The 13,809-nt window shown below is 43.4% G+C and carries 11 protein-coding genes and 2 pseudogenes; all 13 read right to left on the bottom strand.

Annotation, left to right across the window (positions count from 1 at the left end; translation table 11 throughout):
• Positions 1-61 precede the first annotated feature (61 nt).
• The gene (locus HMPREF2780_RS04975; protein ID WP_105026283.1) at positions 62-3,049 is read right to left on the bottom strand and encodes a type I restriction endonuclease subunit R; all 2,988 of its coding nucleotides are present in this window, start codon (positions 3,047-3,049) and stop codon (positions 62-64) included.
• Positions 3,050-3,185: 136 nt separating this feature from the next.
• Positions 3,186-3,638, bottom strand: coding sequence for a GNAT family N-acetyltransferase (locus HMPREF2780_RS04970; RefSeq protein WP_105026282.1), 453 nt, complete (start codon positions 3,636-3,638; stop codon positions 3,186-3,188).
• Complete coding sequence (locus HMPREF2780_RS04965) at positions 3,639-4,484, bottom strand: aldo/keto reductase (protein ID WP_105026281.1); 846 nt, start codon at positions 4,482-4,484, stop codon at positions 3,639-3,641.
• A 79-nt stretch (positions 4,485-4,563) separates the two neighbouring features.
• The gene (locus HMPREF2780_RS04960) at positions 4,564-4,761 is read right to left on the bottom strand and encodes a hypothetical protein (protein ID WP_008808554.1); all 198 of its coding nucleotides are present in this window, start codon (positions 4,759-4,761) and stop codon (positions 4,564-4,566) included.
• Between the two features lie 145 nt (positions 4,762-4,906).
• Positions 4,907-6,058 carry an N-acetylglucosamine-6-phosphate deacetylase gene (gene nagA, locus HMPREF2780_RS04955; protein WP_105026280.1) on the bottom strand — a complete coding sequence of 384 codons (1,152 nt, stop codon included), beginning with the start codon at positions 6,056-6,058 and terminating at the stop codon, positions 4,907-4,909.
• A gap of 161 nt (positions 6,059-6,219) precedes the next feature.
• The gene (locus tag HMPREF2780_RS04950; RefSeq protein WP_105026279.1) at positions 6,220-7,851 is read right to left on the bottom strand and encodes a Na/Pi cotransporter family protein; all 1,632 of its coding nucleotides are present in this window, start codon (positions 7,849-7,851) and stop codon (positions 6,220-6,222) included.
• Between the two features lie 144 nt (positions 7,852-7,995).
• Complete coding sequence (gene rbfA / locus HMPREF2780_RS04945; protein ID WP_008808551.1) at positions 7,996-8,343, bottom strand: 30S ribosome-binding factor RbfA; 348 nt, start codon at positions 8,341-8,343, stop codon at positions 7,996-7,998.
• Between the two features lie 185 nt (positions 8,344-8,528).
• A pseudogene (gene infB / locus HMPREF2780_RS04940) lies at positions 8,529-10,757 on the bottom strand (translation initiation factor IF-2); the annotation flags it as partial.
• Between the two features lie 491 nt (positions 10,758-11,248).
• Positions 11,249-11,378: pseudogene (locus HMPREF2780_RS11905) on the bottom strand (translation initiation factor IF-2 N-terminal domain-containing protein); the annotation flags it as partial.
• Positions 11,379-11,395: 17 nt separating this feature from the next.
• Entirely contained in the window at positions 11,396-11,695 is a 300-nt protein-coding gene (locus tag HMPREF2780_RS04935) for a YlxQ-related RNA-binding protein (protein WP_008808549.1), read from the bottom strand.
• Positions 11,688-11,984 carry an RNase P modulator RnpM gene (gene rnpM, locus HMPREF2780_RS04930; RefSeq protein WP_008808548.1) on the bottom strand — a complete coding sequence of 99 codons (297 nt, stop codon included), beginning with the start codon at positions 11,982-11,984 and terminating at the stop codon, positions 11,688-11,690. Before rnpM ends, HMPREF2780_RS04935 begins: the two co-directional genes overlap by 8 nt.
• 10 nt (positions 11,985-11,994) lie before the next feature.
• The gene (gene nusA, locus HMPREF2780_RS04925; protein ID WP_105026277.1) at positions 11,995-13,236 is read right to left on the bottom strand and encodes a transcription termination factor NusA; all 1,242 of its coding nucleotides are present in this window, start codon (positions 13,234-13,236) and stop codon (positions 11,995-11,997) included.
• A 45-nt stretch (positions 13,237-13,281) separates the two neighbouring features.
• Positions 13,282-13,770: a ribosome maturation factor RimP gene (rimP, locus tag HMPREF2780_RS04920; RefSeq protein ID WP_012000044.1), complete on the bottom strand. Its 489-nt coding sequence runs from the start codon at positions 13,768-13,770 to the stop codon at positions 13,282-13,284.
• Positions 13,771-13,809 lie beyond the last annotated feature (39 nt).

Genomic DNA, 13,809 nt, shown 5'->3' with positions numbered 1-13,809 from the left:
ACTGATTTTATCTTAGATTATTTAAAAATTTTCAACATCAAAGTTCAGCATATTTTCCCCCCTACCTCCCCACTCTTAGAGGTTCAATTACCTCTTCGATCAGTTGGGTATAGGCTTCTTTGATTTGTTTTTTGTAGCTGAGTGGATTGAGGGCGTCTGCTACTTCTACCTTATAGTCTTTATAGCGTTGGCTCTTGGTCAGCTGGCTTTCACCTGTTTGCTTCTTAGCGCCTTTGCGGTAATGCTGGACATAGTAGCGAAGCTCGTCCTCTCCGACATACCATTTTTTGACAAAGTTAGAGATATGTTTATCAATCACCGTCTCAATCATATTATCTAAGACACCTGTGATGGACAAACCACGGTAAAGTTTTGGATTTGCCTGCACTTCTGTCCAAAGATTTTGGATGATTGTCGCAAGTCCTGGATTGGTTCTATTCAAGCCTTGGATATAACCATCCACGGCAGCAATATCCTTGTCACTAAGGGGCTCTGCTACATTGTCATCCTGCTGGATCATACTCTGGATGAGAGTCAAGATATAGGCATAGTTGATCTCATCGACCTGGACTGACTCTAGTTCATAGTGAATATCCAGCGGATCATCTTGATCATCGTCATCTACACGGCTTTTAAGCTCCGCTAGAATGTTTTGATAGAGACCTAGGTAGCTTTCTAGCTTGGCATTCGTCAAGCCAGTCTCTTGGTAAATCTCCTCTTCTTTGTATTCATTGTAGACTCGGATAGAGGCCAGATATTTATCAAAGGCTTGGTAAGATTTCGCTATTTTACGTAGCTGAGCCGTACTAGCTTGCTCGATAGCGATTCCTTCTTCTTCATGGTCCGTAACTTGCGCTTGAAATTCTCCGCAAGCTGATAGAAAGTTGCTTTTTTCTTCTTCCCAGCTTGGAGCCAAAACCTCATTTTCTCCCCCATTGGAGTAGAGCTTGAGGGCATTGTCGACAGCTTCCTTAAAGGCCTGAGGGCGCTGGAAGGTGATGATATGGCCGAAGCGCTTCTTGTCATCAAAGATGCGATTGGTCCGGCTAAAGGCTTGGATCAAGTCTTGTGGACGCATAGGCTTGCGGTCGATAAAGAGAGTGGAGAGACAAGGAGCATCAAAGCCGGTTAAGAGACGATCAACCACGATGACCAGATCCAACTGCTCATTGCGATAGAGGTACTTGTCCTGCTTTCTGGCCAGACGATTATTGACATCGGTATTAAAGCCCCGCAGATCCGCTAGTCTAAAATGCGTACCAAACTCTTGGTTGTAGTCCTCCATGACCTGCTTCATATGGTCTTGGTAGCCGATAGACTCTTCCTCATTTTCAGACACTGAGTAAGTGATGGTAAACTTTGGAAAATCCGGCAAATGACGTCTGACCCGCTCGGAGACTTTGATCCGCTCCTTGCCAGCCATGATACTCTTGAGCAGATTATAATAAGCCTGTGCTTGTGGGATGGACTTGACCGTCAAAATAGCGTCATAGCTTTTTCCAACTCCTTTAGGGATATTGAGCTGTTGTTGGCTCTTATTGAGGATAGCATACAGGACTTCTAGCATGTGTTCCTTGTCCTCATAAGCACTATCAGGAATCTCCTCCTCCAGCATATCAGAGATGATAGTATTGCGGTAGTCTACCTTAAAGCCCAGAACCGCTCCATCATGGATGGCTTCTTTAACTGTGTATTCATGTAGGCGGTTGCCATACTGTTGGTGGGTTGTTTGAGCCAAGTCTCCCACTTGTTTTCGTTTGTTTTCCTTGAAAATCGGAGTCCCTGTAAAGCCGTACCAGAGAGAGTTTCTGAAGTAGGCCTTGATCTCCTTTTGCATTTGCGGAGTGACAGCTCGGTGACACTCATCCACGACAAAGGCCACTCGCAGGTCCTTGATTTTCCCAGCATCCCGCTGGTACTTGCCTTCTTCAAACTTGCGCATCATGGTCGTAATTTTCTGAATGGTCGTGACTACCACGCGCTTGTCATTGCCCCCTAGACGCTTGACTAGTTCGTGAGTATTATCCGTCTCATCAATATCAATGACATCATTGGCCGCATAAGAAAGGAAGGACGAGGTTGTCTGCTGATCCAGATCTCTACGGTCGACGACAAAGATGGTCTTTTGGATGGCAGGGATTTGCAAGAGATTGCGGGCCACCTTGTAAGAGGTCAGGGTCTTCCCTGAACCTGTCGTGTGCCAGATATAGCCCGACTCTTGACGGCGAGAAGCGTCCTGTACTGCCTCAATGGCATGGATCTGATAAGGACGCAGGAGGATAAGGGCTTTCTTGCTATCGTCGATGACCGAGTACTGCATGACCATCTGATGGGCCCGAGGGATAGAGAGGACCTCATGGGCAAAGCTAGTCAGATCCGTCACAGGCCGGTTGTCCTTATCCACCCACTTGGTCAGAAACTGTTTGTTTAGCTTATTTTCACGGGCTGCAGCGATATAGCGAGTGTCGACCTTATTGGTCACGACAAACATCTGCAAACTCGAGTAGATGCCACGGAACTTGCCTTCACGGTCGTATTTTTCTATCTGATAAAAAGCTTTCAAAAATCCAACTCCTGGACTCTTGAGCTCAATGTGAATCATAGGAAGTCCATTAATCAGAAGAGTCACATCCATTCGTCTGTCTTGATCTTGAGGGTATGCCTTGTCTCGCTCGACTTGGTTGACTACTTCATAGCTAGACTTTCCAGCAGCGATATTGTCCCGCCAGATGACCGCTAGACGGATGGTACCTAGACTAGCATCTTCGCGCTGAACCTCTACCTTGGCAATGCCATTTTCTCCCGCTAGCCACTTGGCCGCCTCATAATAGCTGACAAAGTTGAGCTGATTCTTGATTTGGTGTTTTTCTTGATCAGTCAAGGGATGATCCGCTAACATGGCGACATTATTTTGAGCTAGTTTCTCAAAAAAATTCTCCCACAACTGGTCCTCTGTCTTAAGATCTTTCCGATAGGTCCACTGGCTTTCTCCAGATGCCAACTGCTGGATCAACTGTTTTTCAATTTCTAATTCTTGGCTTGTTTTCATTTGATTTCCTTTTGCTTTACATGAGGATCTTCACTTTATTCTTCTATGTTTCATTATAGCATAGAAAGGCTTGATTTTATAGCGTTTCCATGGCCTGGTAAGAAAATCCCCAGCTCTTTTCAAGCTGGGGATGACTTTATATTTTTAATTCATAGACTTCTTGCCAGCCTGCTGGTCCTAATATGCGCTGGGGCTGTTTGCTAAAGCCGGTCTCTCGGTAGAGATAGGAAGCGACTTGATTTCTCTCATTGACGCCTAGGATGATACTTTTATACATGGGCAGATGCTCTCTTATGAAGTCCGGCAGGAGCTTTAAAGTCTGACTACCGTATCCTCGCATCTGAAAGTCTTCATCCGTCGAAAAGTTCCGAAGGAGCAGGCTATCTGGCTGACCGCCATAAGTGTACTTCTTTTCTCCAGCATCCAAGATCAGAAAGGTTACGATTTGATCTTCTTCAAGGCCTACGATGGCATAGCGATTTTCTAAGTCAGCTACAGCCTCCTTAGGATGATTGGTAAATCTCAAGTCCGTTAATTGGTAAGCCTGCAAGGCCTCTCTATCTGAGCTGCGATAGAATCGGATTTTCATCTAAAAATCCATTTCATCAGGATTTGGTGCGCCACCGGCCAGGCCACTGATATTTTTGAGGACTTCTAAGTCAGCAGCATCTAGCTCAATGTCAAAGCAGTCCAGGTTGCTGGCAATTCGGCTCGGAGTGACCGACTTAGGAAGAGGCAGGAAGCCTTCCTGCAAGCTCCAAGCTAGGGCGATTTGAGCAATGGTCTTGCCATACTTGTCAGCCACAGCCTGTACGTCAGGATTTTGGAAGAGTTCACCTTGGCCAAATGGTCCCCAAGCTTCCAGTAAAATGTTGCTCTCACGGCAGAAATTCACCGCTTCTGTCTGATAGACACCTGGAGCCAGGCGGATTTGATTGACTGCTGGCCTGATGCGCGCTGTTTCAAGCAAGGCTTCTAAGTGGTGAGGGAGGAAATTGCTGACGCCGATTGCACGAATCTTCCCAGCTTCATAGAGATCTTCCATGGCACGCCAGACTTCAGCATTGCGCTTTTTCCAAGCATCGTTCTCTCTCAAAGGTTTGGGATTAGGCCAGTGGATGAGATAGAGATCCAGATAGTCCAGTCCCAACCGCTCCATTGATTGGGCAAAGGCCTCCTGAGCCTCCTCATAAGTATGGTTGTCATTCCAAAGCTTGGTCGTGATGAAGAGCTCTTCCCGTGGAATGCCACTGTCTTTGATTGCCCGTCCGACACTCTCTTCGTTCTTATAGATAGCTGCCGTATCGATGTGACGATAGCCTGCCTTGAGAGCGGCTAAGGTTGCCTTATAAGCTTCTTCACCATCCTTAGCCTTCCATGTCCCAAAACCAAGCACTGGGATTTTCACGCCATTGTTTAAAAGGTACGTTTCCATAGGTATCCTCCATCTATTATTTATGAGATCCTCAAAGAGCTAAATCGCTCTGTTGAGAAATAGTCGTCTATTATTCGAGCTAGTCCTTCTTTTTCTTCTTAGGGACTATAGGCCCTGGTTTAAAGATATTTTTCTTGGTCGGTGCCATGCCCTTGCTAATAAAACTATAGATGATAAAAGCGGCTCCAGCAACAATCATCAGAATACGACTCATCGCTAAGCCAAAAAGAAGAAAGACCACACCCATGAGGGTAAATTTATAATCAATCTTTTTCATGTTTCACTCCTGTTTATTTCGTTGATATCATTATATCATGAATACATCATTTCATATTGATTCAAATTTATTTTCTCAGCTTAAAAAAATAGAAAGAACAGGCAGACCTGCTCTTTCTTTAATTAGTTAGGAGACTTTTGTATGATTAGACTTCAAATCTTTTCTCACCATCCAAGTATGTGGCAATTAGGTCCAAGTCATCATTTAATACGATAAAGTCTGCATCATAACCTTCTTTGATCTGACCGCAAACATCATCAATATGAACAGATTTAGCTGGAATCAGGCTAGCCATCATGACGGCTTGGTGAGGATTGGCAATGCCCCATTTGACAACATTCTTCAAGCCATCTTTTAATTTCAAGATTGAACCAGCTAAGTTGCCTGTTGATTTAAGGCGGGCAGTCCCATCTGCCACAACCACTGGAAATTCACCCAGCATATAATCACCGTCTTCCAGACCACCAGCTGTCATACAGTCCGTAATGAGAGCGATATTTTCATGGCCCTTTTGCTTGATCAGAATATCGCAAGCCTTAGGATCCACATGGTGGCCATCACAGATTAACTCTGCGTAGGTATGAGGAAGCTCATACATGGCGCCAACCATACCTAGCTCCCGGTGAGTCAGGCCACGCATACCATTATAGGCATGTACCCATACGCTAGCACCAGCTTCCACTGCCGCCTTGGCTTGGTCAAAGGTTGCATCAGAGTGGCCGAGTGCTACTGTCACACCTTCGTCAGTAATCGTGCGAACAAACTCTTCGACACCATTCCGTTCAGGCGCAAGGGCAATCTTATTCAGCAAGCCATTTGAGGCCTTTTGCCAAGCACGAAATTCATCCATACAAGGATCTTTCATGTAGGAAGGATTTTGCGCTCCCTTATATTTCTCTGTGAAATAAGGTCCTTCAAAATATAGACCACGAATCTTGGCACCAGTAGCCTCTTTGTAGCGGGCACCGATATTTTCTGTCACAGCCAGCAAAAGCTCATAAGACGAAGTCAAAGTAGTTGGTAAAAAGCTCGTAACCCCTGTTGTCAAAAGACCATCACTCATGGTATGAAGGGTGCCTTCGATGTTATTGTCCATGACGTCCACTCCGCCAAAGCCATGAATGTGGGTATCTACTAGACCAGGTGCAATAGAATAACCAGTGTAATCAATCACTTCAGCATCAGCAGGAACTTCTTTGACCAACTTTCCAAATTTGCCATCTTTGATTTCTAAATAACCGCCTTGACGGATTCCTTGAGGATAGAAAAATTGATCAGCTTTAATATATTTAGGCATAATATAACCTCCAGATTTTGTCCAAATAGACTAACTTTCTCCCTATTTGGTACTCATTGATTATGTCATCTATATTATAAACCTTTCCCATTTATTTGTAAATGGTATAGACCTATTTTATAAAAAATTATTATATTAAAAAGACAGGAAGCTTTTCCTGTCTATATTTGTTCTGCTTGGACCTTTTCAGCCAAATTCATAGCATGGTCCGCAACCCTTGTATAGTGAGAAATGATATCGATAAAATTGACCCCAGCTTGTGGTGTACATTCTCCGCGGTTGAGACGCGAAATGTGGGTTTTGCGAAGCTTACGCTCCAGCTGATCAATTTTCGTATGCTTTTCTTCTAGACTGTCAGCCAGTTCAATATTATTATCTTCGACCGACTGCAAGGCATCCTTGATAAAATCCAAGGTCATTTGGTAAATCGTTTCTAATTCTTCCAAGGCAGCTTCTGAAAAGATAACTTTTTTCTTGATCAGGTAGTCTGTCAGTTGAAGCAAGGCTTCACCGTGGTCCCCAATTCTCTCCAAATCTCGAGAAGAGTCTAGGATATTGGTTAAGACTTCACTTTCTTTTTGATTCAGCTGTTCTCCAGAAAGATCAATGAGATAACGTGTCAGTTCTTCGTCAATAGCATTGATGGCCACTTCCGTCTTATGACCCTTGTCTGCAGATTTTTCAGTATGGTTGATCAAATAATCATAGGACAGTTCAAAAGATTTGACAGCGTAGCTTCCCAAATGAAGCAATTCTTTCTTAGCATTTCCTAAGGCTAGTGACGGCGCTTGCTTGATTAGGATCTTATCCAGATATAGCGGTTCGTACTTAACAACTTCATCTTCACCAGGGATTAGTTTGGTCACTATATAAGCAAGAAAACCAATCAGTGGGAATTGAATAATGGTATTGGTAATGTTGAAGGCACCATGAGAGAAAGCAATCGTCATCTCAGGCGATAGATGCAAGGTCGATTGGAACCACTGAACCATATTGGTAAAGGCCCCAAGAAAGAGTAGACAGACCAAGGTCCCAAAAACGTTAAAAAGCACATGAGATGCTGCAACACGTTTGGCAGCAATATTAGCACCCAAGGAAGCAATAATAGCTGTTATGGTCGTCCCGATATTGTCCCCAAAAAGCACCGGTAGGGCTCCTTGAAGACTAATCAAATCACTAGCATATAGATTTTGCAAGATACCAATCGTAGCAGATGAAGCCTGAATCAGCAAAGTCAATCCTGTTCCGACAAAGACTCCCAAGACTGGATTTTTGCTGAGCTGAATCATATAATCTTTGAAGACCTGTAAATCCTTAAGAGGTTCCATCGCTCCGCTCATCAGATTTAGTGCAAAGAATATCCCTCCGACCCCGAAGAGGATCCGACCGATATTGTTTATAGTACGGTTTTTAGTAAAGAATATACAGACAGCACCGACAAAGAGAATTGGAAGGGCATATTCCCCCAGCTTAAAACCAATGATGAAGGAAGTCACTGTTGTTCCAATATTTGCCCCCATGACAATCCCGATGGCCTGGCGCAAGGTCAGAAGCCCAGCACTTACCATCCCGACAGTGATGACTGTCACGCCTGAGCTGGATTGAATAAGAGCTGTCATCCCGATTCCAACCAGGATACCTAAGATAGGATTGCTGGTATATTTATCGATAAAATAACGTAGGCGATCACCAGCGGCTTGTTGCAGACCATCACCCATCATCTTGATACTATAAAGAAATAGTCCCAAACCACCTAAAAAGTTAAAAATAATATCTTGCCAATTAATGGACATCCTTTGCCTCCTAAAACCTCTTTCGAAGTATTCCTTTTATATTTTATAGAATAATCATCAAAGTCACAAGACCTTTTTCAAAAAAAATGAAAAAACTATACTATTTTGTGCAAGAAAAAAAGACCACAGAAGGTCTTTTCTCTATTATTTATCTAAATCCCGCAACATTTGGTCAATCTTGTTACCATATTCAATTGACTGATCTTTTACAAAAGTCAGGTCAGGGATCTTATACATTTTTAAATTGTGGCCCAACTCACGTTTGATGGTTCCAGTTGCTTTTTCAAGTCCCAACTGTGCTTTTTGATTATCTGATGCCAGATCACTCATAATAGTATAGTAGACCTTGGCCATTGATAAATCACCCAGCATTTGCACATCAGTGATGGTCACGCCTTGGACACGCGGATCGCGGACTTTTTTCTGCAAAATCTCATTGACTTCGCGCTTGATTTCCATCCCAACCCGGTCCACACGGAAATGATTTGCCATTGGATTTCCTTTCTATTTCTTTCTCTGTAAGATAAGCTAGGCTGAGCCTAGCTTATTTTTATTTGGTGATAGAAGCTAGCCGTCTCATTTTGAGAAATGACTTGATGTAAGATTTCCGTAGAATCAGCCATTCCCATCAAGAATTATCTCATGAATACGGACTTAAAAGCTTCAGGGTTTCTCTTTTATTTTTTAATTTCTTCCATGATATAGGCTTCAATGGTATCATCTACTTGAATATCATTATAGCCTTCAATCATGAGACCACCTTCACGACCGTTCGTAACTTCTTTGACATCGTCTTTGAAGTGCTTCAAACTAGCCAGCTGGCCGTCATAGATCACGACGCCGTCACGAATCACACGGACCTTAGAGTCACGGGTAACTTTACCGCTGACAACCATAAATCCACCGATGGTACCAACTTTAGAAACCTTAAATGTTTCACGGATAAGGGCTTCACCGATAATTTTTTCTTGGTATTCAGGGTCCAGCATTCCCTTCATGGCGTCTTCCACTTCTTCGATAACCTTGTAGATGATGCTGTGGAGACGAATTTCAACGCTATCAGACTCCGCTTGCTGACGAGCTTGTGGAGTAGGGCGGACATTGAAACCGATAATAACGGCATTTGAAGCTTCAGCCAAGGTTACGTCTGATTCATTGATAGCACCAACTGCTGAGTGGACGATGGTTACCTTCACGCCCTCTACTTCAATCTTTTGTAGGGAAGCAGCCAAGGCTTCAACAGAACCTTGTACATCGGCTTTGATGATGACATTAACAGACTTCACTTCACCCGCTTTAAGGGTATCAAATAGATTTTCAAGGCTGACACGGTGAGTAGCTTGACGTTGCTTGAGAAGGGCACGTTTGGCACGTTCTTCACCGGCTGCACGCGCAGCTTTTTCATCTTCATAAACAGCGAAATGATCCCCAGCCATTGGTGTTTCGTTCAGACCTGTGATAGAAACTGGTGTAGATGGACCAGCCACTTTGACACGACGACCCAAATCATTTGTCATCGCACGGACACGACCAAAGGTATTACCGACAACGATAGGGTCTTGAACGTTCAAGGTACCTTGTTGGACAAGCAAGGTCGCAACAGCACCTTTTCCTTTATCCAAACGGGCTTCGATAACGGTACCAATGGCACGGACTGTTGGATCAGCCTTAAGTTCTTGGATCTCTGCTACAAGAAGGACTGTTTCCAACAATTCATCGATATTTTGGTTAAACTTAGCTGAGATTTCTACAAACTCAGAGTCTCCTCCCCAAGCTGTTGACATAACACCATGCTCTGCCAATTCACCGATAACACGTTCAGGATTGGCACCTGGCTTATCAATCTTGTTGATAGCAACAATGATTGGAACGTTCGCTGCTTTTGAGTGGTTGATTGCTTCAATAGTCTGAGGCATAACGCCATCATCAGCTGCAACGACCAGGATAGTGATATCCGTAACAGAAGCACCACGAGCCCGCATAGATGTGAAGGCCGCGTGTCCTGGCGTATCTAGGAAGGTAATCTTCTTGCCACCTTCGACGATTTGGTAGGCACCGATATGCTGAGTAATTCCTCCCGCTTCACCTGTCGCAACGCGTGAATTACGAAGTGTATCTAAGAGCGTTGTTTTACCATGGTCAACGTGACCCATGATAGTTACAACCGGTGGACGTTCTTCTAAAGCATCTTCATTGATGTAGCCTTCTTCGACAAAGAAACGTTCAATATCAGCAGTGTCAACTTCGACCTTCTTCTTAGCTTCGATACCATAGTCTACCATAAGGAGTTCAATAGTATCGCCATCAAGAGATTGGTTTTGTGTTGCCATAACGCCCATCATAAAGAGCTTCTTAACGATTTCTGCTGGTTCACGTTTGATCCGTTTTGCAATTTCTGCCACGGTCATGCCGTCTGTATATTCAAATTCTGTTGGCAATTCATGGAATTTACGCTCTGTAACAGGTTTTGGAGTCGCATTATTATTCCGATTGTTTTTGCCTTTTTTCGTTTTCTTATTGTTATTCCAATTACTATTCTTTTGATTTCTCACTTGATTTTGACTGCTTCGATTCTTTTGTTGTTTTCTTGGACCATCTTCTTCGTGATCAAAGTTATCACGTTCCTTATCTGGTCGTGCTTGTTTCTTCCGACGCGTATCTACAGCAGGCTCTTGAGTTGTTGGAGCCGGTGCTGCTGGTGCTTGCGCTGTAGGTTTTGGAGATTCTACTTCTACAAATAAATCTTCCAATTTAGCTTGTTCTTTACGCTTATTCTGCTCCCGCAAAGCTTCCTTGTTAGCCTTAGCCTGTTTGAAGCGCTCTTCACTAGAACGGGCATACTCAGCATTTTGCTCAGCTTTCAAGGCTGCTGCCCGCGCTTTAAAGTCAATCTTAGGCCCTTGGTTAAAGGACTGGCGTTGTTGATTGTATTGTGATTGACCTTGATTGCGATGTTGATTGCCTTGCTCTTGACGATTACGGCGATCATTGCGATTTTGACTATTACGGTCATTACGATCGTTTTGGTTATTCCGGCGATCGTTGCAATCATTGCGGTTTCCTTGCGGTCTTTGTTGACCCTGTTGTTTACGACGCTCTGCTTGCTCTTTCGCCCGTGCCTCTCTTTCCGCTTTAAAGTTACGGCTTTGTGGACGTGTAACTTTTGGAGCAGCAGTTCCTTGTGCTTGCTCTTGCTTAGGTGCTGGAGCTTTTTCCACAGGCTTAGGAGATGATGCTGGGCTAGGTGACGGCTTGTTTGTTGCCTGTTCAGTCTTATCCTTTGCAGGCTTAGACGGTGTCACCTCTGTTTTTATTGGTTCAGTACTTGGTTTTGCTTTGGCATCAGAAGCACCAGTAACTGCCTTTTTTACAGAAGCAAAACTGGCCACAATCTTATCCGCAGCAGCAGCTTCAACACTAGATGAGTGACTTTTAACATCCAAGCCTAGCTCTTTTGCCCGCTGAACAATTTCCTTACTTTCTTTTCCCAGTTCTTTTGCGATTTCGTATAATCTTTTTTTAGACAAATCCTTGTCCTCCTGTTCTATTGCATAATAGACCTCATTTTCTTTGTAAAACCAGCATCTGTGATGGCAAGCACTTTTCTTGCTTTACCAATCGCAGAGCTCAATTCCAGTGTTGAAAACACGGTTGATACATCTACTTGGTAATAGTGGCTTTTATCTTTAATTTTTTTACTCAAATTTGGAGCAGCGTCATGGGCTAGAAAAACCAGTTTGGCCTTTCCTTCTTGAATGGCCTTAACGACTAATTCTTCACCAGAAATAATCCGTCCTGCTCTTTGTGCCAGACCTAGTAGATTTGCGACTTGTTGTTTATTCAAGACCTAACTCTCTTCTTTTCACTTTGTGATCAACATAAGCAATCAATTCATCATAGAAAGCTTCGTCCACTTCCATATTAAAACTGCGATTAAAGACTTGTTTCTTTTTAGCTTGAAGCGCTTCTTCGTTATCCAGTTTGATATAAGCGCCGCGGCCATTTGCCTTACCGGTTGGGTCAATAAATACTTGACCTTCCTTGTTTTTAACAATTCGCAGTAAATCACGTTTGTCAATCACTTGGTTTGAAACAACTGATTTTCTTAAAGGGATTTTTCGTGTTTTTGCCATGCTTGCCCCCTTAGTCTAGCTCTGTAACTTCGCTTTCTTCAAGGTCTGTTGCTAGTGCTGCTGCAGCCATTTCTTCCATTGCCTGGTCCGTATAGGTCTGATTTGCATCATCTTCGTAGACAACTTCCTCTGCCACTTCTCCAAAGCCACCCAATTCATTAGCTGCTTCCATAGCTTCAAACTCACTGGCTGATTTGATATCAATACGATAGCCTGTCAAGTGAGCTGCCAAGCGAACGTTTTGTCCCCGACGACCAATGGCCAATGATAGTTTATTATCTGGAACGACCACTAGAGCACGTTTATTATCTTCTGCGTTAAAGATAACTTGGTCCACTTCAGCTGGTGCAATAGCATTGTAGATGAATTCAGCTGGATCTGCTACCCATTCGATAACATCAATATTTTCTTCAACAGGAACCATACGGTCGCTCTTAGCATCGTATTTTGCTGGGTGGAATTTGCTAGTGATTTTCTTGATATTAGCTCCACCACGACCAACGATTGTACCAATCGCATCTACATTTGGATTATGACTACGCACAGCAACCTTTGTACGGTCTCCTGCTTCACGAGCCACACTCATGATTTCTACAGTTCCGTCGTAAACTTCTGGGATTTCTTGTTCCATCAGACGTTTAATCATTTCAGGATGGCTACGACTTACAAAGACATTCACTCCACGTGGGTTGTCTTCAACCTTGTAAACGAAAACTTCGATTCGATCATGTGAAGCAAAGACTTCGCCAGGAATCTGATCTTGTTTAGAAAGTTGGGCTTCGATACTACCTAGGTTCACATAGATAAAGCGGTTGTCAAAGCGTTCTACTGTACCTGACATGATTTCATTTTCATGTTCCTTATAAGTGTTATAAGTAATGGTACGAGTTTGCTTGCGCATCTTTTCCATAATAGTCTGTTTAGCAGACTGAGCGGCCACACGACCAAACTCAGCAGGAGCTTCTTCAAATTTAATCTTATCTCCTAGTTCATAAGCAGAACTAATAGCAAGCGCATCTTTCAAGCTGATTTCTAAACGACTGTCAAAGACTTCGTCAACTACTTCACGAACTGTATAAACGTGGAAGTCTCCTTTTTTCTCATCGAAATCAATCAAAGCACTATCCGCTTGACCATAACGACGACGATAAGCAGAACGAAGAGATTCTTTAACTGCGTCAATAATGTCTTCTTTTTTGATACCTTTGTCTTCTTCTAAGATGCGGAAAGCATCTAGCATTTCTTTACTCATGTTCTCTTAGCTTTTGCTAGGCAAAAGCAATCCTTTCTTTTATTTCTAAAACTTAACAGCGAGTCTTGCCTTGGAAACAAGACTATAGGGAATGTCAATTTCTTTCTTACGAGTTTTGTCCATATATTCTAAGGTCAGAACATCCTCTTTAAACTGGAGCAAGGTCCCTTCAAATACCTTTTGTTTGTCCAAGGATTTATACAAACCAACATGAATATATTGACCAACTGCTGCTTCGACCTGCTCTTTGGTCTTAAGCGGCCTTTCTAAGCCGGGGCTAGTCACTTCAAGGAAGTACTGCTCAGGAAAGGGATCCGGCTTAATCGTATCCAGTAAGGGACTGATAATATCCGTCAAATCAGCTGTATCATTGACGGTGATTCCTTCTGGCTTGTCCACAAAAACACTTAGGACATAGTCGCTCCCAATCTTGCCATACTCTACATCTACCAATTCAAATGGCGCTGTAATAGCTGGCTCAATCACTGCTGTTACTAACTCTACAATTGTTGCGATAAGACTGCACCTCCTCATAGATAAGAGGCGAAGAATGATCTCCGCCTCACTTTCTAA

Origin of the sequence: Streptococcus sp. HMSC062B01, from assembly GCF_001811085.1 — a bacterium.
Lineage (GTDB): Bacteria > Bacillota > Bacilli > Lactobacillales > Streptococcaceae > Streptococcus > Streptococcus gordonii.
Note: the sequence above shows the minus strand (reverse complement) of the source record. Positions and strands in the feature narration are given on the sequence as shown.